The sequence below is a fragment of the Acinetobacter sp. EKM10A genome (assembly GCF_011075215.1).
In the GTDB taxonomy this organism is placed as follows: Bacteria; Pseudomonadota; Gammaproteobacteria; order Pseudomonadales; family Moraxellaceae; genus Acinetobacter; species Acinetobacter baumannii.
The window spans coordinates 1-19,550 of the sequence record NZ_JAALLK010000025.1 but is presented as its reverse complement, the minus strand read 5'-3'; the positions used below and the strand labels follow the sequence as shown (position 1 = coordinate 19,550).

The 19,550-nt window shown below is 37.4% G+C and carries 23 protein-coding genes; 6 read left to right on the top strand and 17 right to left on the bottom strand.

Features of this window, described 5'->3' with window-relative positions:
* Window positions 1-4: 4 nt before the first annotated feature.
* Entirely contained in the window at window positions 5-1,945 is a 1,941-nt protein-coding gene (locus G9371_RS18260; protein ID WP_029423861.1) for an acetyl/propionyl/methylcrotonyl-CoA carboxylase subunit alpha, read from the top strand.
* Window positions 1,946-1,996: 51 nt separating this feature from the next.
* Here the strand turns inward: G9371_RS18260 and G9371_RS18255 are convergent, their stop codons facing one another.
* The 9 genes from G9371_RS18255 to rplM form a co-directional block, all read right to left on the bottom strand.
* Window positions 1,997-2,416, bottom strand: coding sequence for a roadblock/LC7 domain-containing protein (locus tag G9371_RS18255; protein ID WP_000949092.1), 420 nt, complete (start codon window positions 2,414-2,416; stop codon window positions 1,997-1,999).
* Window positions 2,409-2,969, bottom strand: a complete 561-nt coding sequence (locus G9371_RS18250) for a GTP-binding protein (RefSeq protein WP_000586671.1) — start codon at window positions 2,967-2,969, stop codon at window positions 2,409-2,411. The genes G9371_RS18255 and G9371_RS18250 overlap by 8 nt, the downstream gene beginning before the upstream one ends.
* A gap of 8 nt (window positions 2,970-2,977) precedes the next feature.
* On the bottom strand, window positions 2,978-3,943 hold the full coding sequence (locus G9371_RS18245; protein WP_000377057.1) for a hypothetical protein: 966 nt from the start codon (window positions 3,941-3,943) through the stop codon (window positions 2,978-2,980).
* An 85-nt stretch (window positions 3,944-4,028) separates the two neighbouring features.
* Window positions 4,029-4,388, bottom strand: a complete 360-nt coding sequence (locus G9371_RS18240) for a hypothetical protein (protein WP_001096608.1) — start codon at window positions 4,386-4,388, stop codon at window positions 4,029-4,031.
* 341 nt (window positions 4,389-4,729) lie between these two features.
* Entirely contained in the window at window positions 4,730-5,386 is a 657-nt protein-coding gene (locus G9371_RS18235) for a hypothetical protein (protein WP_029423860.1), read from the bottom strand.
* A gap of 17 nt (window positions 5,387-5,403) precedes the next feature.
* Window positions 5,404-5,832, bottom strand: a complete 429-nt coding sequence (locus G9371_RS18230; RefSeq protein ID WP_000003709.1) for a ClpXP protease specificity-enhancing factor — start codon at window positions 5,830-5,832, stop codon at window positions 5,404-5,406.
* A gap of 6 nt (window positions 5,833-5,838) precedes the next feature.
* Window positions 5,839-6,492, bottom strand: coding sequence for a glutathione S-transferase N-terminal domain-containing protein (locus tag G9371_RS18225; protein WP_000110148.1), 654 nt, complete (start codon window positions 6,490-6,492; stop codon window positions 5,839-5,841).
* 170 nt (window positions 6,493-6,662) lie between these two features.
* Complete coding sequence (rpsI, locus tag G9371_RS18220; protein WP_000224786.1) at window positions 6,663-7,049, bottom strand: 30S ribosomal protein S9; 387 nt, start codon at window positions 7,047-7,049, stop codon at window positions 6,663-6,665.
* A 12-nt stretch (window positions 7,050-7,061) separates the two neighbouring features.
* Window positions 7,062-7,490 (bottom strand): 50S ribosomal protein L13, encoded by a 429-nt coding sequence (gene rplM / locus G9371_RS18215; protein ID WP_000854895.1) that lies wholly within the window; start codon window positions 7,488-7,490, stop codon window positions 7,062-7,064.
* 172 nt (window positions 7,491-7,662) lie between these two features.
* Between rplM and pdxA the strand changes: the two genes are divergently transcribed.
* The 3 genes from pdxA to G9371_RS18200 are packed head-to-tail and all read left to right on the top strand — an operon-like array spanning window position 7,663 to window position 10,322.
* Window positions 7,663-8,646, top strand: coding sequence for a 4-hydroxythreonine-4-phosphate dehydrogenase PdxA (pdxA, locus tag G9371_RS18210; RefSeq protein ID WP_086379600.1), 984 nt, complete (start codon window positions 7,663-7,665; stop codon window positions 8,644-8,646).
* 23 nt (window positions 8,647-8,669) lie between these two features.
* Complete coding sequence (rsmA, locus tag G9371_RS18205; protein WP_000284347.1) at window positions 8,670-9,482, top strand: 16S rRNA (adenine(1518)-N(6)/adenine(1519)-N(6))-dimethyltransferase RsmA; 813 nt, start codon at window positions 8,670-8,672, stop codon at window positions 9,480-9,482.
* The gene (locus G9371_RS18200; protein ID WP_029423858.1) at window positions 9,483-10,322 is read left to right on the top strand and encodes a symmetrical bis(5'-nucleosyl)-tetraphosphatase; all 840 of its coding nucleotides are present in this window, start codon (window positions 9,483-9,485) and stop codon (window positions 10,320-10,322) included.
* A gap of 42 nt (window positions 10,323-10,364) precedes the next feature.
* Here G9371_RS18200 and G9371_RS18195 read toward each other — a convergent pair whose 3' ends face one another.
* The 4 genes from G9371_RS18195 to hflX form a co-directional block, all read right to left on the bottom strand.
* A complete protein-coding gene (locus tag G9371_RS18195) occupies window positions 10,365-10,808 on the bottom strand; it encodes a DUF2147 domain-containing protein (RefSeq protein ID WP_000514366.1) in 444 nt (147 codons plus the stop codon).
* A gap of 84 nt (window positions 10,809-10,892) precedes the next feature.
* A complete protein-coding gene (locus G9371_RS18190; protein WP_000480818.1) occupies window positions 10,893-11,567 on the bottom strand; it encodes an LrgB family protein in 675 nt (224 codons plus the stop codon).
* A gap of 10 nt (window positions 11,568-11,577) precedes the next feature.
* A complete protein-coding gene (locus G9371_RS18185) occupies window positions 11,578-11,949 on the bottom strand; it encodes a hypothetical protein (RefSeq protein WP_000357904.1) in 372 nt (123 codons plus the stop codon).
* 42 nt (window positions 11,950-11,991) lie between these two features.
* A complete protein-coding gene (gene hflX, locus G9371_RS18180) occupies window positions 11,992-13,326 on the bottom strand; it encodes a ribosome rescue GTPase HflX (protein ID WP_000456884.1) in 1,335 nt (444 codons plus the stop codon).
* A 203-nt stretch (window positions 13,327-13,529) separates the two neighbouring features.
* On the opposite strand from hflX, the gene G9371_RS18175 reads away from it, so the two are divergent.
* Window positions 13,530-14,339, top strand: a complete 810-nt coding sequence (locus G9371_RS18175) for a lysophospholipid acyltransferase family protein (RefSeq protein WP_000195147.1) — start codon at window positions 13,530-13,532, stop codon at window positions 14,337-14,339.
* Here the strand turns inward: G9371_RS18175 and G9371_RS18170 are convergent, their stop codons facing one another.
* Window positions 14,340-15,965 carry a phospholipase D family protein gene (locus tag G9371_RS18170; protein WP_000079184.1) on the bottom strand — a complete coding sequence of 542 codons (1,626 nt, stop codon included), beginning with the start codon at window positions 15,963-15,965 and terminating at the stop codon, window positions 14,340-14,342. It lies immediately after the preceding gene.
* A gap of 106 nt (window positions 15,966-16,071) precedes the next feature.
* Here G9371_RS18170 and G9371_RS18165 point away from each other — a divergent pair, with 106 nt between their 5' ends.
* Window positions 16,072-17,082, top strand: coding sequence for a metallophosphoesterase (locus tag G9371_RS18165; RefSeq protein WP_000267339.1), 1,011 nt, complete (start codon window positions 16,072-16,074; stop codon window positions 17,080-17,082).
* A gap of 47 nt (window positions 17,083-17,129) precedes the next feature.
* Here G9371_RS18165 and G9371_RS18160 read toward each other — a convergent pair whose 3' ends face one another.
* Genes G9371_RS18160 through G9371_RS18150 form a run of 3 tightly spaced genes read right to left on the bottom strand, consistent with a single transcriptional unit; the run spans window position 17,130 to window position 19,356 of the window.
* On the bottom strand, window positions 17,130-17,609 hold the full coding sequence (locus G9371_RS18160) for an OmpA family protein (protein WP_001097560.1): 480 nt from the start codon (window positions 17,607-17,609) through the stop codon (window positions 17,130-17,132).
* Window positions 17,610-17,623: 14 nt separating this feature from the next.
* The gene (locus tag G9371_RS18155) at window positions 17,624-18,847 is read right to left on the bottom strand and encodes a diguanylate cyclase domain-containing protein (protein WP_032009105.1); all 1,224 of its coding nucleotides are present in this window, start codon (window positions 18,845-18,847) and stop codon (window positions 17,624-17,626) included.
* Between the two features lie 5 nt (window positions 18,848-18,852).
* Window positions 18,853-19,356 carry a YfiR family protein gene (locus G9371_RS18150; protein ID WP_001985194.1) on the bottom strand — a complete coding sequence of 168 codons (504 nt, stop codon included), beginning with the start codon at window positions 19,354-19,356 and terminating at the stop codon, window positions 18,853-18,855.
* Between the last annotated feature and the right edge of the window lie 194 nt (window positions 19,357-19,550).

Genomic DNA, 19,550 nt, shown 5'->3' with positions numbered 1-19,550 from the left:
AATAATGAAATTTTCAAAAATACTGGTTGCCAATCGTGGTGAAATTGCAGTTCGAGTTATGCAAACAGCCAAGGCAATGGGTTACCAAACCGTCGCAGTTTATTCCGATGCAGACCGTAATGCTCGCCATGTGCAAGAGGCTGATGAAGCTGTTTATATTGGTGCTTTAAAAGTATCGGAGTCTTATCTCTCCATCGCTAAAATTATTGAAGCTTGCAAAAAAACAGGGGCGGATGCAGTTCACCCCGGCTATGGTTTTTTGTCAGAAAATACTGATTTTGCTCAGGCATGTATCGACAACCAGATTACATTTATTGGGCCTACCGCTTCTGCAATTGAGTTAATGGGCAGTAAACGCCTTTCAAAAATCGCCATGATTGAGGCGGGCGTCCCTTGTGTGCCGGGCTATGAAGGTGACCGACAAGATCTCGAATATTTAGCAACTCAAGCTGAGCAGATTGGCTTTCCAATTATGGTCAAAGCTTCTGCGGGTGGCGGCGGTCGTGGCATGCGTTTGGTACAGCAAGTATCCGAGTTGTTTGAGGCATTACAAACCGCACGTTCAGAAGCTGAAAATGCTTTTGGTTCTGGCGAGCTCATTTTAGAAAAAGCAGTCATTGCTCCACGCCATGTCGAAATTCAGGTTTTTGGTGATACACATGGTAATTATGTGTATTTGTTTGAGCGCGATTGTTCAATCCAGCGCCGTCATCAGAAGGTTGTTGAAGAGGCACCGTGTCCAGTGATGACGCCTGAACTACGTCAGCAAATGGGCGAGGCAGCTGTAGCAGCGGCAAAAGCATGTGCTTATGTCGGGGCAGGTACAGTTGAGTTTTTGCTAGATGCATCGGGTGCATTTTACTTTTTGGAGATGAATACCCGTTTGCAGGTAGAACATCCGGTCACTGAGCTTATTACAGGGTTGGATTTAGTTGAATGGCAGTTACGTGTGGCGAATGGTGAGCAGTTACCTTTAAAGCAACAGGAATTGACCTTAAATGGACATGCGATCGAAGTACGTTTGTATGCAGAAGACCCACGTCAGGACTTTTTGCCACAAACAGGAAAAATTTTACATTGGAAGCCTGCAACCTTGCCAAATGTGCGAATTGATCATGGCATGTTAGCAACTGATGAAGTCAGTCCATTTTACGATCCGATGGTAGCAAAGGTAATTGCATACGGTAAAACCCGTGAGGATGCGATTCGCTTACTGGCTCGTGCAGTCGATGATAGTGTTTTACTTGGAGTGAATAGTAATAAACAGTTCTTGGTCAATTTACTGCGCCATCCAGTTGTTGTTACAGGGGATACCAATACAGCATTTATCCAACAGCATTTCCAAAATGATCCCAGCTTACACCATCAGGTTTTATCTTTAGAAACCTTAGCAATTGCTGCGGCATTATTTAGCCAAAGTAAAGGTACTACAGTGTGGCAAACTGGGCTTGGTGTGCCATTACCGTTAAAATTACAAACTGCCGATCAGCAAATTCAATTGCAGCTTTCATCTGTAAATAACACATTCACGGTACAGTTCTGTGATCAAGTAGTTTGTATTGATGTGCTTGAGAAAACGCCAGAGCAACTAGTTTACTTAATTGATGGTGTACGTCGCCGTGTTCAATATGTATTGGATGATGATCAGCTTTATCTAGATCGGGATAATGGCAATGTTTTGATACGCAATATGACTTACGCTGCACCAGAAGCTACCGATGTAGCGGGAGACGGCAAAATTCGAGCACCGATGGATGGGGCTGTGGTGAATATTCTGGTCAATGAAGGCGATCAAGTAGTGAAGGGCCAAACATTATTGATTCTTGAAGCCATGAAAATTCAGCAACAGATTAAATCTGATGTGGATGGTGTAGTCGATGAAATTTTAGGTCAGCAAGGTCAACAAGTGAAAAAACGGCAAATGCTATTTACTCTTCATACTTAATTGAAAAATACCGCTCTTATTGGGCGGTATTTTTTTATAGCAATTTAAGAGTTATTCTCCATCTGCCTCTGCAATCACTTGGCTTGCTTTTTTTAGGCTATAAAGCAGCTGCCCTAAAAGTACATCTCTATTACTTAGGGTAACCATAACCATCGGATGATGGAGAGCAGGAATCGCTGTTAAAATGGCTTTGCCATTATCTGCATCTAATGTGATGTTATTACAGCCAGTCAGTTGAATCTCTTTTAAAAATGCACTGACCATGGCCAAAATCGAGCTACTCACCGCTGCTAATTTGGTGGTATTAGGGTAGTTCTTGTGGCTCACTGTTGCCAATTCAAACCCATCTGAAGAACAAATCATGACAAAGTCTACACCACGTGTATTCATAAGAATTTTTTGGGCTTCACTTTTTGCAAGTTGTAGCAATTGTGTTGGAGCGGTTCGTTTTTGAACTGGAATACTAAGCATGATCTTTCCCTTGAGATGTTGCGCCTACCTTAACTTCAAGTGATGCAATTAATGATTCAACCATCATTAAAATTTGCTCTTGTTCTCTTGCATCAATAAAAAATAATGGATATTGAAGTTCGTTTTCTGCTAACCAGTTGCGATACTGTTGGAGTGAAGATTCTTTATTTTCATCAATATGCGTAATACCAATCGCAATATTATCATTATAATTTTTAAAGGTTTCCAAGTAACTTTCTAGTTCAGCAATTGGAGTAGAGCTATTGTGATCTAACAGAAGAATAATACCAATCGCACCTTTACAAATAACTGACCAGATAAAATCAAAACGGCTTTGTCCAGGGGTTCCATATAGCCCAATTTTAATACCATCATCTAAAGTAATTTCGCCGTAATCAATCCCTACAGTTGTTTGTGATTTTTGGTGACTTTGTACATCAGTATTAAATGCTTCTGTTTCTAAAATTGGAATTTCAGATAGCGATTTGATCGCTTCTGTTTTACCAGCCCCCATACTGCCTGCGAAGACAATTTTATATTGTTGAATAATCATAGTGTTCCTTAAAAGCCAAAACGGCGTCGAATTTTCCCTATAAAATTTTTTAAAAAATGACTTTCTGTATTTAAGTTTTCTGAATGAGTCTGTGGCGTGTAAAAACACTTATTCGCGGAAACATATTGCCCATTATTTGCCATTAAACATGCTGTAATAAAACGTAGAACAACATCAATAGGTTGGTTGAGTTGTTTAGCTACTTCAGTGACTTTTGCTCCCTGAATAAAACAGGCAGAGAGCTGTAGGCTTACTTTTCTATATTCTTTTTGATAGGGTTGTGGCCAATGATTAATTTTAAAGTAACCATCAGCTGACGCTAAATTCTCAAATTCTTTTGAACACCAAATTAAATTCCACAACCAATCCTGTAAGTAATAATCCTTTTTACGAGAAACCTTAGTAAAGTCTGATGTTTTTGCAAAGGTAAAGTTAAAACTCATATTGGTCTGTGTTTTTTGACGAGAAGGTTCTAACCAAGCAATTTGAGTTCTATTATCAATAATTGCCAAGGTACCCTTGTCATCAAATAAATGTAATTTAATATTTTCAGAGCTATGCAAATTTTTTATAAATTGCTCATCTATGATAGATATTTCATTTAATAAAGTTGAGTTGGAACGAACATCACTATGTTTTAAAAGAGATAATACATTTGCTTGTAACCATGAACGGAGATGTTCTGTTTTTTCTAAAGGGTAGTGTAAGGTATGTTCGTGTATAGTGCCTCCATTTTCTAAAGGTGTTTTTGTAATTTTTAAATAAGGAAATTTTTTCTTATTAAGAATATTTTGAATATTGTCTGCATCAAAAAAGTTTTCATTAATAATTAATAAATCAATCTGATTACTAGAAATGTTAACCCAGTTAATTCCATATTGATTAGATATCAAATCACGGATTAAGATTTTTAATTCATCTGAAACTTTTAAGCTTAAACCAGAAACTGCAATATTTATGCAATGGCTATCCATAGTATCATTTTAAATTTTTATTAAGTAATATTGTAATGTTATATGTGCTCTTTATATTAAGTATAAAGAGCACAGCTTAAATTAATTAACTAAAATCGAGCTCTTTTTCAAAGGACTTTAACTCATGACGAGCCATGGCTAAATTCGACTTGGCGCGATCAAGTACTAAATAAAGGAATAAATTATTATTACTTTCTAAAGGACGAATTAAGTGATAAGCCTTCCCTAATGTAATTAAAATATCTTCAATATTGTCATTTAATTTTAATGCGTTAGCTACATTTCGTTTTGCGCGAATGACTTCTGTGTTTCCAGCAGCTGCCAGCTCTAAATCAATATCCCCACCGCCTTGTGTAGCAAGTGATAAACCACTTTCTGAATCAACAAGTGCAGATGCAATAAAACCATCAATTTCAGTTAAGCTATCTAAAGAAAGTTTAGCCATTTTTTTATCTCTCAGGGTTATAAAGTTATAATTACTACTTTTTCCTTAAAAGTAGTTAAAAATCATTATATTTTTACTCAAGTTGAAGTCAATAAATCAAATAAATTTCAAAATTGTTGTTTTAGTAAATAAGTGACCAAAAATGTCATCTTATAAAAAATATTATAAGATTGTTTTTACATTAAATATTTAATACTGTGCTCATGTTTGCATTATATAATTTCTATTATTAATTTTAATAATTGTAATAGAATGTTAAAAGAATATTTATTGATAAATTATGTTTATTTAAATAGAAAAAGAGGAACTATGAGTTCCTCTTTTAAATAATTATAATAAAATTAAATAAGATGTGTATAAGTACAATATAGGTAACCTAAAATAGCTAAAGCAACAAGAGGTGCGATAACTTTTGACCATGCCGGAATAAAAGTTTCGATAGGTTGCTCTTCGATGTGTAATTCTTCATGATGCGGTTGGGCTTGGTGAACCATTTGGTTGAACTCCTTCATTGTTGCATCCAATGATAGCTCTTCTTGTTCAACAGGTTTAGAACCAATCAGCTCTGTTAGGTGGTTTGTTGACCAAACCCAATCCTCAGCCTGTCCTGATAAATGTTCAACTTGCCCTAAAATGAGCTCTTTTAAACCACTTTGGCCGAAACCACCAGTCTCATCAAGTTGATTAAGTTCTGTTAACTGTAATGCCAGAATCTCAGAAATACTTTGCTCAAGTTCAGAATTTTTTAAAACTGACTTATTGTGTTTTGACGTAGTTAGATGACGTGCAACTTCTTGAATATACAATGGATCGGCAGTTTTGATTTCATGATAAATTTTATTGTCGTCCTGACGCCATAAGCTGATTAATTTACCAAGCGTCAATATATTCACTTCGTCAATCAGCTTATTTTTCTCATTGGCTGGATATTGATTTAAAAGCTGAGGCTTTTGAATTTTTATTTGCTCAGCAAAGTATTGGACTAAATCAAATGCCATACTTTATTCCTCTAAAATTAATCTAAAATTCTTAATGTTGGCTTTTTCTTGGTTGGTTCAGATGTTTCTTGTGTTTCTGAGTCTAACTTATCTTCTACAGGCGCTACATTGGCATATTCTTCAGGGTCAAAGAATAAACCTTGTCCATTTTCACGTGCATAAATACCTAAAACTGCTTGAATAGGTACGTAAATATCTTTGGAAACGCCGCCAAAACGTGCTGAAAATGTAATCGCATCATTGCTAATGAGTAGTTGATGTACCGCATGAGGCACAATGTTTAAAACAATTTGTCCATCTTTCACAAACTGTTGTGGTACATCAGTGTGCGGTTGTGTTGCATCAACGAGTAAATAAGGTGTGAGTTGATTGTCACAAATCCATTCATAGATTGCACGAGCAAGATAAGGACGTGTAGGGGTTAATTCAATAGTTTGCTCAGACATATCACACTATTCCATATTTAATAGTTCATTGTAACGGGTTTTCTCTTGGGGCGTCATTGATTTAACAAAGGAAGGGCGGCTAAAGATACGTTTACAATACAAAAATATAGGTCGACACTGCTGCTTTGGTAAATCAATTCCCATGCTATTAAGCCTCACAAAAATTGGAGCAAGCATACAGTCCAGGATTGAAAAATTTTCGGACATAAAATAAGGGAAATGCTGAAATAAAGGGGTAAGTGATATTAAGGTATCACGCAATTCTTTTTGTGCTTTTTGTTTTTGTTCTACATTTAACGTATCTGCATGTCTGAGCATATGATCGGCCAACTTAAACCAATCATTTTCAAGACGCCAAATATATTGGCGTTGCTCTGCACGTGCCATAGGGGCATCGGCATATAGTTTATTCTGACGATATCGGTCATCGAGATACTCAGCAATGATAGGTGCTGAAAATAATTTAAGATTTTGCTCAACCAGCATTGGCAATTGATTATAAGGATTTAGGCTTGCGAGATCTTCATCTTCGTGATCAGTCACGATTAATTGATATTTAATTTGTTTTTCTGCCAATAAAAAACGGATCCAGTGTGAACGGAAATCATCAGCATGGCTGTAAAGGGTAATTCCCTGAATTGAGGTGTTTTCGACCGACATATCACAAGGTATGGTTGTGTGAATCGGTTAGAATACTAAAAATATGCGTGGAAATCACGGTGACAAAGATAGAGTTTCATATATTTATCTGTTTCACTCATCTACAAAATGAATATGCAATAAAAAAGCCTTGGGAAAACCAAGGCTTTTTGTCCGATTCGGTAAACGAATTAACGTTTAGAGAATTGAGGACGTTTACGAGCTTTACGTAAACCAAGTTTCTTACGTTCAACTTCACGAGCATCACGAGTAACGAAACCAGCTTGACGAAGAACAGGTTTTAAAGTTTCGTCAGCAGCGATAAGTGCACGAGTAATACCGTGACGGATCGCACCAGCTTGACCACCGATACCACCACCTTTAACAGTGATGTAAAGGTCATATTTTTCAGTAGCTTCTAAAAGCTCTAAAGGTTGACGAACAACCATACGAGCAGTTTCACGACCGAAATATTGCTCTAAAGTACGGTTGTTAATAACGAGTTTACCTGTACCAGCTGACAAGAAAACACGTGCAGTTGCGGTCTTACGGCGACCTGTACCATAATTAGTAGCCATGTGCTGTATCCCTTAGATGTCCAAAACTTGTGGCTGTTGAGCAGCGTGTGGATGCTCGCTACCAGCGTACACTTTCATCTTCTTGATCATTGCATAACCAAGAGGACCTTTTGGCAACATGCCTTTAACAGCACGTTCAAAGATTTCTTCAGGTTTGTGAGCAACTAATTTTTCGAAATTAGTTTCTTTTAAACCGCCTGGGAATTCAGTGTGGCGATAGTATTTCTTGTCAAGCGCTTTGTTACCAGTCACTTGAACTTGTTCAGCATTGATAACGATGATGTAGTCACCAGTGTCAACGTGAGGAGTATAAGAAGTTTTGTGCTTACCGCGTAAACGACGTGCAATTTCAGTCGCTAAACGACCAAGAGTTTTACCTGTAGCATCAACAACGAACCAATCGTGTTGTACTTCAGCAGGCTTTGCGCTGAGAGTTTTCATTCAAACACTACCTATTATAGTTGGTTTGAGCTAGACATCGCTCAAACAAAAAGGAGACGAGATTCTAAACGAGTTTGTTGTCAATCACAAGAAAAATCCCATATAAGCTACATAATTTTATCCCTAATCCGATGAATGTAGGATATGTTAAAATAATTCAAATTTTAGAGATGTGTCGGGGGTGATTGTGCTGCCTTTATATGTCACTTCCGGTGAACCTGCCGGTATTGGTCCAGATATTTGTTTAAGTCTGGCAAAACGGGTTGATGAACGTCCTGTTGTGGTTTTGGCTGATCGAAATCTAGTACAACAACGCGCTCAAAAGCTTGGTCTAGACATTAAATTTTTAGAGTATAGCGGACAAGCTGAATCGTCTTTGCAAGGCGAGCTTTATATAGAACATGTACCCCTAGAAACTATAGTCGTTGATGGACAGCTTAATGCTGCTAATGCCGCTTATGTATTAGAGCAATTACGTCGCTCAGCTGATTATGCTATGTCTGGTAAGAGTGTCGGTGTAACCACTGCTCCTGTTCAAAAGTCGGTGATTAATGATGCAGGGATTTTATTTAGTGGACATACTGAATATTATCAAGAATTTGCAGGGGTAGAGCGTGTTGTTATGATGCTGGCAACGAAAACGTTGCGGGTGGCTCTGGCGACCACTCATTTACCATTAAGAGATGTTGCAGATGCAATTACCAAAGAACGCTTGCATCAAGTGATTGATATTTTACTTCACGACTTAAAGACCAAATTTAAAATTAATGATCCTCGAGTCTTAGTATGTGGGTTAAATCCTCATGCAGGCGAAGATGGTTATTTGGGACGTGAAGAGATTGATACGATCAATCCGGTACTTGAGAGCTACCGGTCACAGGGAGTTAAATTAAGTTTAAGTTTGCCAGCTGATACTTTATTTACGCCCGAACATCTTAAAAATGCTGACGCTGTTCTTGCGATGTACCATGATCAAGGCTTACCTGTGTTAAAATCACAGGGTTTTGGTGAAGCAATCAATATCACATTGGGCTTACCATTTATTCGAACTTCGGTCGATCATGGTACTGCTCTGTCTTTAGCTGGGACAGGATTGGCAAAAAGCTCAAGTTTAAATGTCGCTGTCGATTTAGCTTTATCTTTGGCAGCGAGTTAAATTTTTCATGTTGGAAATGTTCTATGTATCAAATTAATGCCCTAAACCCGAAAGATGAAGGGCATAAAGCTCGTAAACGTTTTGGTCAAAACTTCTTACATGATCAACGAGTCATTGCCAAAATTGTACGCTCAGTCAATCCGCGTACGGGTGATAATATCGTCGAAATTGGTCCAGGTTTAGCTGCTTTAACTTCTCCTCTAATTGGAGAATGTGATGCATTAACTGTAGTTGAATTAGACCGTGATTTAGCTGCCGGCTTACCTGAACGCGTGCCACATCCAGAACGTTTAACTATCGTAGAAGCTGATGCATTAAAATATGATTTTAGTCAGCTTGTAAAAGATGGGCGTCCATTACGCGTTGTCGGCAATTTGCCTTATAACATTTCTACACCATTACTTTTTCATCTCTTGGAATTTGGTAGCCAAGTTAAAGACATGCACTTCATGTTGCAAAAAGAAGTGGTAGAACGTATTACTGCTGAACCGAATACAAAAGAATATGGCCGTTTATCAGTCATGATCCAATATTATTGTCAGCCTACCTTTTTATTTGAAGTTCCAGCAGGCGCATTTAACCCGCCACCAAAAGTGACAAGTGCAGTATTTCGCTTAGTTCCTTACGAACAAAAACCAATTACGGCGAAAGATGAAAAAGCTTTAGCTCGCTTGGTTGCCCACGTCTTTACTCAGCGCCGTAAAACGCTAAGAAACAGTCTTAAAGGTATGTTAGCAGAAGATGGTTTCGAGAAAGCAGGAGTCGACCCAATGGCTCGTCCAGAAACTTTAACTCTTGCAGAGTTTGTGGCTTTGGCAGATCAAATGGTGGCATAAATGACTAAGCGCTATAACTATGTAATTGGAGATGTGCAAGGTTGTTTTGAGGCACTCAAAGCGCTATTAAAAGAAATACGTTTTGACCCTGATCAAGATTTTATCTGGTTTGCTGGTGACTTGGTTGCACGTGGTGAAAACTCTATAGGTGCTCTACGTTTTATTAAAAAACTAGCTGATCGAGGGGCTGCTGCTACCGTATTAGGTAATCATGATTTAACCCTGATTGCCGGTGCTCGTGGTCTTAAGGAAATTAAAGAAAAAGATCGCACGCAGGATGTTATTGACGCCGTGGATGGTGATGATCTTATCGATTGGTTACGTAAACAGCCGTTATGTTTATTTCCAAATGAACAAACAATACTGACGCACGCAGGTGTACCTTGTATTTGGGATGCACAAAAAACGGCTGCATTGGCAAAAGAAGTTGAGGCTATATTGGCGCATGATGATTTATCTGTGCTAGATGCATTTTTAGCTGAAATGTATGGTTCAAAACCCGATCTTTGGACAGATGATTTGACAGGTAATGAACGTTTACGCTGTATTACCAATTACTTAACTCGTATGCGTTTAACTAATGCAGAAGGGGCTTTGGAGTTTAGTTTTAAAGATACTTTAGATGCACCAATGCCAGAAGGTTATTTACCGTGGTTTGAATTTCCAAGTAAGGCTGCACAAACCCATCAAATATTTTTTGGACATTGGGCTGCTCTAGAGGGTAGAACTATTAGTGAACACATCCAAAATGTTGATGGTGGTTGTGTATGGGGTAAAAACTTAATTGCTTATCGTCTTGAAGATCAACAAGCTTTTTCTGTGAGCAATCCTGTTATGTAATAAAAAAAGCCGCTGAAGCGGCTTTTTTTATTTTTAAGATATTTATTCTAGGCGAATCCAGATCTGATTACGACCTAAAGCAGATACCCCAAGGTAACCGCGCATGTGTAGACGTTTACCATTTGCACTGAGTTTTGCTTTTAATCCGTAAACTTTACCAGTATTTGGGTCTAGAATTTTTCCACCTGTATAGGTTGAATTATCGGTTTGTTTGAGCCCGGTTGCGATATCTAAGCCTAAAATAGGCTTATTGGTATAAGGTGCAGGGCAGTTATCACAAATTTCTTTTGGTGTATAACCTGGACGCGGTGTAATTTTTACGATTTTACCTGCATAAGTACCATTTGCCTCTTTCCGTATTTCTACATGTGCTTTAGGTGTACCTGTTTTATCGTCAATCGTTTGCCAAAGACCTGTTATATCAGCTGCAAAAGTAGCTGTATTTATTCCCACTAGGAGCAAAGCTCCAACAAAAAATTTCCCCATAATCAAAAAATCCTTTTAGATTTGAAAGGTCCATCTTATTTGTAATTAATAACGGGTTCAATGTTTATTTAAACTACTTTTTAATCAGTGTATTCCAAAAGATAACATGAAGGTTGGTAGCCAAATAGCAGTGAATACACCGTTTAATGCCATACCAAATGCCGCATAACGACCTGCTACAGGCCCACGTTGCCAAGCTTGGGCAGTTCCAATTGCATGTGCAGCTAAGCCTAGAGCTAAACCTGATGCTCTTTCATCGTGTATATGCTTAAGTAAAAATGGTGAAAATGCTGCACCAATAACTCCGGATAAAATCACAATGAGAGTGACTAATGTCTCTGGAGCATGTAATAAGGTCGCGATGTTTAAAGCAATTGGGGTAGTTACTGCACGTGTAGCAAAAGCCAAAATAGTCGGCTCAGACATATGCAATAGGTAAGCAAGGCCCATTGGTAAAGCAACGGCACTAATGCTGGCAAAGCATAAAATACCAATCACCGATTTAAGAGGTAAATCGTCATAACGCATTGCAGCCAAAGGTATAGCTAAAGCAACCGTGACATAGCCTAATAAATGGCTGAATAAATCATTTACGTAAAGTCGATATTCTTCATAGGGAACTTTCAAAATTGACAATAGCCCAATGACAATGAACATGCCGAAAACTAAAAGAGGAACTTGAGGAAAACGGCGGTTTAATGGTTTTGCACAAAGGTAGCCAACTAAAGTGATCAAAAATCCATAAAGAATCATAAACATTTTATTCTCCTTATAACCAATGTTTTGCCATTTTTGCATAGACCCACAAGGGTATAAGGGTGCTCACTACCAAAACAAAAAGAAATAGCGGAATTTCTTTACCCATATGCACTAGCATAATTAAGGAGCCTGCACAAATGGGTAAAAAAGCAAAACCACTTTCTTTCATGACTTTATTATTAGTATCGACAAGTCTTAGCGGGATTTTCTTAAATTTACGCCAAATCAGTAAAACGATAAGTAAACTAATTAAACCTACCAGATTGCCTAACTCTGGATGACCAAAAGCACGCATAACGACGACTGAGCCTTCGCGAAAACCGATAATAAGTAGTAAGGTTCCTACCCATGCTGCCCAGTCTATACTTTTGATCTTATCCATATTTTTTATCTCTAAAAGTTTACTTATCAAGTTTTAACTGATCTAGTGCTTGATTTCAAACTCTTCCAGTGGTCTTTTAAACTGACTCGCGCGTTCACCTAATATCTCATCTATAGGGAGTTTGGCTTGGCGAATTAACTGCTCAAGCTTATGAGGTGCAATTCGTATATCAATATGTAATAGCCCTTCATCGTCATAATGCTCAGATTGAATGACATTTAAAGCATAAAGTTGAGTACGCAATTTGCCATAAGCAGGTTTAAGTACCAATGAGAAGTGTTGAAGTTGTCCCATTAGACATTCTTGTACGGCTTGGCGAAGTAAATCTAGACCTAACCCTGAGTGTGCAGATACATAAACACGATCTGGAACATGAGGCTCTGAATAAATAATTTTCGCCTCTTCACCACTCAAATCAATTTTGTTATAAACACGAAGTACGGGTGCATCCGCTCCAATTTCCTTCAATACACCTTCAACGGCTTCAATCTGGTCAAGCATGTCATGACTACTACTATCGATGACATGTAAAAGCAGGGTAGCTTCAAGCGTTTCTTCTAAAGTTGCTTTAAATGATTCGACCAAATCATGTTGTAAGTTTCGTACGAACCCTACAGTATCTGCTAGAACCACCGTACCAATTCCATCCCATTCTAGGCGACGTAAGGTTGGATCAAGTGTTGCAAATAGTTGGTCGGCTGCATATACATCACTTTTTGCTAAAATATTAAATAAGGTTGATTTACCCGCGTTGGTATAACCGACTAATGAAACAGTTGGGATCGACGCTTTTTGTCTTGCAGCTCGTCCTTGCATACGGGTTTGATGGACTTTCTCTAACTTATCTTTTAACTGGGTAATACGAACACGAATGAGACGACGGTCTGTTTCGAGTTGTGATTCACCGGGACCGCGTAAACCAATACCACCTTTTTGTTGTTCAAAATCAGCAGACCAACCACGGATTAAACGGGTTGATAAATGTTTTAACTGAGCAAGTTCAACTTGTAATTTACCTTCATGGGTCCGCGCGCGCTGGGCAAAAATATCTAAGATGAGACCGGTGCGGTCAATAACGCGGCATTTTAAAATCTTTTCTAAATTACGCTCTTGGGCAGGGGTTAATGCATGATCAAAAATAACAAGACTTGCTTCTAAGTCCTGAACTTGTTCTGCAATCTCATCAACTTTACCTGAACCAATAAAAAACTTAGGGTCCGGTTTATTACGTTGAACTTTAATGTGCTCAAGAATATCTGCACCAGCTGACTGTGCAAGTAGAGCAAATTCTTCGGCATCCAGATCATCTAATAATTGTACAGACACACTCACTAATATTGTGCGTTCACCGCCTTGATGCCGATCAACATATTCCACGTGGCTATAAATCCTGAATAAGGTAAAACTTTATTCTAGAGGAAACTTGGACAAAAGGGGAAAGGGTTTACTCTTATTCTTTAGATTAACTACAGCGCATTTTATTTTTATTTGTGTCTATCACACAGCGATGCAAGTTTATTCCGAAACGTATAGAATGGCTCGAGATGGGTATAACAATGATTGATCGTTAGTGAAATTTTATGACTCAAACGCAAAGTATAGTGAATTCAACGTTAAAGAAATTTTCAAAAATAGGTTTATACGGAAAAAAAGTTACTTCAGCGACTGCGGCAATCAGTGAAGGTTTTTACTTAGTTTATCGTCATGGACTTTATAAAGATCCAAATAACCCTGTTAACACTCGATATGTTCAATATTTCTGTCGTCGTTTATGCCAAGTATTTAATCTTGAAGTTCAAGTACATGGCACAATTCCCAGAGAGCCCGCTTTATGGGTGAGTAACCATATTTCTTGGCTTGATATCGCCGTTTTAGGTTCAGGTGCACGTGTCTTCTTCTTAGCTAAAGCCGAGATAGAAAAGTGGCCTATTCTTGGCAATTTGGCGAAAGGTGGGGGCACCTTATTTATTAAACGTGGATCAGGTGACTCCATTAAAATTCGAGAGCAAATTACCGAATTTTTAAAACAAAATATTCCAGTTTTATTTTTCCCTGAAGCGACTACTACAGATGGCCATTCTGTTAAGCGGGTTCATGGTCGTTTACTCGGAGCTGCTATCGAAGCTCAGCGTCCGGTACAGGTATGTTTAATCTGTTACGTAAACCGTCATGGTGAGTTAGATACCGTTGCACCATTTATTGGTGAGATGTCATTCGTTGAGCATATTCAACGTGTGCTAGAAATGCCGAAAGTAACAGCTCATTTACTTACACTTCCTCCTATTTCGGTAGAAGGCCATGATGTAAAAAGTTTGACTCAAGAAGTGCAAGAAAAAATGGTTGAAGGATTGGCTCAATTACATAAAAAAGTACTTAAGCCAAAAAGTTAATTACATAAAACCTTCGAGTGGCAGCCATGATAGTAGTTTCATGCCTGCCTTTTGCCACCATTTCATTTCTGGTTCTTTTTTATAAATTACAGGGCCTTTTGGAGTTTCCTGTTGCCAGTAAATATGATTGTTTGGGTCGAGCTTTAATTTATAAGCATATTTGTTTAAGTTTTCATCCATCGTATGGTGAATTGTTTTGGCCAGTGATGGACTATCTAAAATTACGCCAATTTCAGTATTTAAATACGCCGAACGTGGGTCAAAGTTGAATGAACCGATAAAAACCTGTTCATCTAATGCCATAAGTTTGGTGTGTAAACTTGAGCGGCTTAAACCTTTCATGTTTACTTTCGCTTTGGTTGCCAGCTCATCCGTATTTTTATTTAAATCGCGTTTATCTGGAGTTGGTAAAAACTCATAAAGTTGAACGCCGTTTTTCAAAAGTTCTTTACGATATTTTCCATAAAACGCATGAACAACAGCTACATCATTTGCTTTGAATGAGTTTGTTAAAACTCGAACTTCTACACCTTCTTTAGCAAGCGTACTTAAAATTTTAGCGCCTTGCTTTTCTGGAATAAAATAAGCCGAAATCAGGTCAACATTGCTTTCTGGTTTTTCCAAATGGTTAATCAATTGGAAATTTAAATGTTCTTCTTTTTTCGCTTTTGATCTAATTTTATCAGGTGAGTCTTTCACAACCTCTGCTTTAACCCAATCAAATTTAATATTACGGTCTAACCATTTATCAAAAGCATGTGATCTAGAGGTTAAGTCAAGGAAGTTCTGAACGGTGGCTTGTTGATAATGAGCATCAAGTTGTTGTTTTAAGCTTTCGTAGCGCAAACGGTGTTGTTGAGCACTGACGATACTTTGGACTGAATATGCATATTCATGATTCCAGTAGTCATCAAAAGAATTCACGATATCATCAACGGCAGCACCAACCAACATGACATCGACGTCAGAAAATTGATAACTGTCGCTGACGTTGTAATACTGATTTGTCATATTGCGCCCACCAATAAGCGCAACCTGATTATCAGCAATAAAGCTCTTGTTATGCATACGACGATTGATACGTTTTAAGTCTAAAATCATATCCATCGCGCGATATTTGCGGAAACGGTATGGGTTAAATAATTTAACTTCAATATTTTTATGTTGAGAAAGCGCGAGTAACACGCCTTCCATCTTTTTAGCATTATTATCGTCAATTAATAAACGTACTTTAACACCACGATCAGCAGCACGAATAATGGCATGTAAAGCTAAAGCACCGACTTTATCGTTATCCCAAATATAGTACTGTAAATCTAAAGTCTTTTCGGCTTTATCAATCAGCCTTAAGCGAGCCGCGAGTGCTTCTAAGGGATCATTTAAAAGATGATAACCCGTTAAATTCGGATTTTTTTCACGTAAAGGCGTAATAATTTTTGAAAGAGAAGTTTGAGATGTATCGATATCTCGTGCGTACTGGATTGGTTCAGGGCTATGTTTGGGTAATGTGCTACAACCTGTCAAAGCCACAGCGAAACTTGAACATACGACTATAGAAGCTTTAATCAAAAAGCCTTTAGCCAGTTGATGAGTTTGAAGCTGTTTGGAATGAAAGGATTGTGCCATAATCAATACATACGATAAGGTGAGCTAGAGTATAATTCGTGCATATTGAAAGATAAATATTGAATTTGATTACTAGCAATCAATATAAGATAAGTCGAGAATCGTAATGTGGAACCCAAATTCAATCATCTTTTGTTTTTACCTTATTTTTTCAATACTTGCTCTCTGGGGAATTATTGAAGCCTGGGTTCATCAATCACGTACTGAAACGATTCATCCATTTAAAGCTTTTGTTCACTTACTTGCTTTTTATCTATCTTATCTTCTTGTTCCACTTTGGTTCTTTAATTTATACGCTGGTTGGATAGGTTATTACTCAATTCATGAAACCATTTTTATCTTTTTATTAAGTGGTATTCTCATTTACGCACGTTTTATAGAGCCACATATGGTACGTGTCGATGTTCACCAATATCGTTTAAATCCAGATCGCCATTTTGCTAAACCTGTAAAAGTCGCTTTAATTGCAGACTTACATATAGGCCTATTCTCTGGGCATGAACGTCAACTCAAAATCATTGTGAAAAAGCTTAATGAACAACAGCCAGACTTAGTAGTTGTGGCAGGAGACTGGACTTATGAGCCAGAAGATAAGCTAGTACAGGAACTGAGTGTACTTAAAGATATTAAAGCTCCAGTTTATTCAGTTCCAGGGAACCATGACGAGCAATATCCAGGTCCGCCTATTCAACAATTATTAAAAGATGCACTTCACTACAATGATGTAATGGACATTGAAGGAAAAATTGTTGAGTTTGATGAGTTTCGTTTAATCGGGATTGGTGACTTATGGGCAGGGAAAACCGATATGCGTTCAATGCCAGACTTACCTCAAGATAAACCATGGTTAATTCTTTCCCATAACCCTGATACGGTAGATATGGTCCCTAAATTACCTAATCGCCCTTTAATGTTGTCAGGTCATACACATGGAGGGCAGGTCGAACTTCCGTGGGTAACCAACTATATTATGAAAAAAGTATCAATTTTAGGCCATAAACGTGGTTTCTATTCGCATGAACACGCCGATGTATTTGTTACCGTAGGAACAGGTATGGTTGGAATACCATTAAGATTTCGTGTACCGCCTACTATTGATATTATTGAACTTGTATAAAACAAAAAAGCCAATCACAAAGGATTGGCTTTTTTATAATGGAAAATTTAAGGAATAATTACGATAGCAACACGACGATTAATTGCTCGATTTTCATTGGTTGTATTCGGTACATACGGTTGAGTTGAACCACGTCCAATAACGTAAATATTTTCCTTTTTAAAACCGTGAGTCAAGAAGAGGTTCGCAACACTTTGTGCACGTTCTTCAGATAACTTTTGGTTGTATTCAGGATTACCTACATCGTCAGTGTGACCAACGATTTTTAATTTATTCAAATCATATTTATTTAATTGATTTGCTAAACGTGTAAGCTCTGCTTCATGACTTTGTTTTAATGTTGCGTCATTAAAATCAAATAATAAGCGTTCTGGTAAACCTAGAGTCCAGCCTTCATTAGTAAGTACAAACCCCTCTTTTTTTAGCATTTTTACTTGACGATATTTCAAAGGACCAAAACTCAAGCAACCTGCAAGCGCAATGCACAGCAATGCAATAAAGGAGAGTTTCAAAGATCTTGTATTCATAAATTAGCCTAAATTTAATTCTCTGGTTTATAAATAAACCAATGTTGCTCAGAAGTCTTAGCCTTATACATCGCTTGATCTGCTTGCATAATAAAATCTTCTGGACTAGACGCAAATTGGGATAAAGCAATCCCTACACTAAAACTGAAATAAATCGTTTGATCATTTAGATGCAAAGGTTCTTTACAGCTTTCGAGTAAATTTTCAGCAATAGATATTAAATGATCGGCATGCGTAATGGAATGCAAAATAACCGCAAATTCATCACCGCCTAAACGGGCAATAAAATCTTGATGACGTAAACGCGTTTGTAACCTTTTCGCCATCTCTTTTAAAACCTCATCCCCAGCTAAATGTCCGAACTGATCATTAATTGATTTGAAGTTATTGTTATCTATAAACAATAAGGCTGACTTATTGTCAAAAGCCTTATCTTCAAATATATCTAATAGTATTTGATAAAAATAATGTCTATTCGGTAATAGGGTCAGCTGGTCATGATGAGCTTGAAACGATAATTTACGATTTTCCTTTTGCAGTTGATTATCCCAAATCTGAATTTCTTCAAGTAACTCATTAAAAACAGTATTTAGATCTTGAAACTCTTTAATTCGGTTATAAGGAAAACGAAGGTTATAAGCTTTTTGTTCACTCACGATTTGAGCAATATTTGTGAGTGGATAAATCGCTTGCATAATTTGACGATAAGTCAAATTCACTGACCACCACAATGCACAAACAATAAACAGCATCGCAATAGCAAGGCCGACCATAATCATCTTTAAAAATTGCAATATTTTTTCAGAACTACCAAAAAGGGTGAGTTCACCTACATTCTGTTGATGATGATAAATCGTTAAATGTACCGGCTCATTTAAAAACCAGTGATCAAACCATTTCTCTAATACCGAAGTTTGACTCGACAACTTAAAACTTTGAGCAATCAGGTGATGTTCAGAGTCATAAATATGAATCGCTCGAATAGAGTGATCATTTGTGTATTCATTTAAGATTTGTTCGATCGTGATCTTATCGTTAAACACAACGGCAGGCTGAATACGCTCAAGAAGAGTATGGCTAAGTAATTGCAAATTTTGTTTTGCATAAGTTTCCATCGTAAAAACGGAAATTGATACAAATGTAAAAGAGCAAATAAAGAAAGTTATAGCAAAGATCGTAAATTGAGACTTTCTAAAAAGTGCATGTAGCGAAGTGGATTGATACAACTTAGATATCATAATCCTTACTCCGCGTTCTTAGCCAAGAGTAAAACCCTTGGATCAATATGGACCTTGGAATGGCTTAATGCATCTAAGTTAACTTTAAAAGTGGTGTAATTATTTTGATTATATAAACAAAAGATACTACCAACTTCACATTCTGGATTATTAATACTTAAAGAAAGCAAAGAACGATATGGATAATTCTGAATTAAGTTTTGTTGCTGCTGAGGTGGTGTAGTAGAGAAATAAACAGCCTGGCAATGCGATTTAGAAAAATCTTTAGCATTAACGGTTTGTACACGATAATTATAAGATAATTGTTGAATATAAGACTGGAAGGTAGAAGTAATTGATGCATTATCAATTACACAAAGAGTAGGCGTGCTTACATTCTCCCATTTGCTATAACTTAAAATAGATAAAGTAAGCACATAAAAGTTATGTTTTGAATTGGCATAAGCAGGCCCACTCGTAGCAAACACTACAAGTATGCAAAATAATACTTTCTTAGCGGAGTGCCACATGGTGAGTTAATGCCAAATCAATTGCACGAATAATCTATTCTACATGAAGTTGAATAACTAAAAAAAGTTTAATATCTCATCTAATATCCAGTGAAAAGCCTAAAAAATGTACGCTTGATATGAATTGCTATAAAAAGGGGTTGCAAAGGGTTATTAATGGTCTATAATGCACATCCATCGGCGGTGATGCAGAT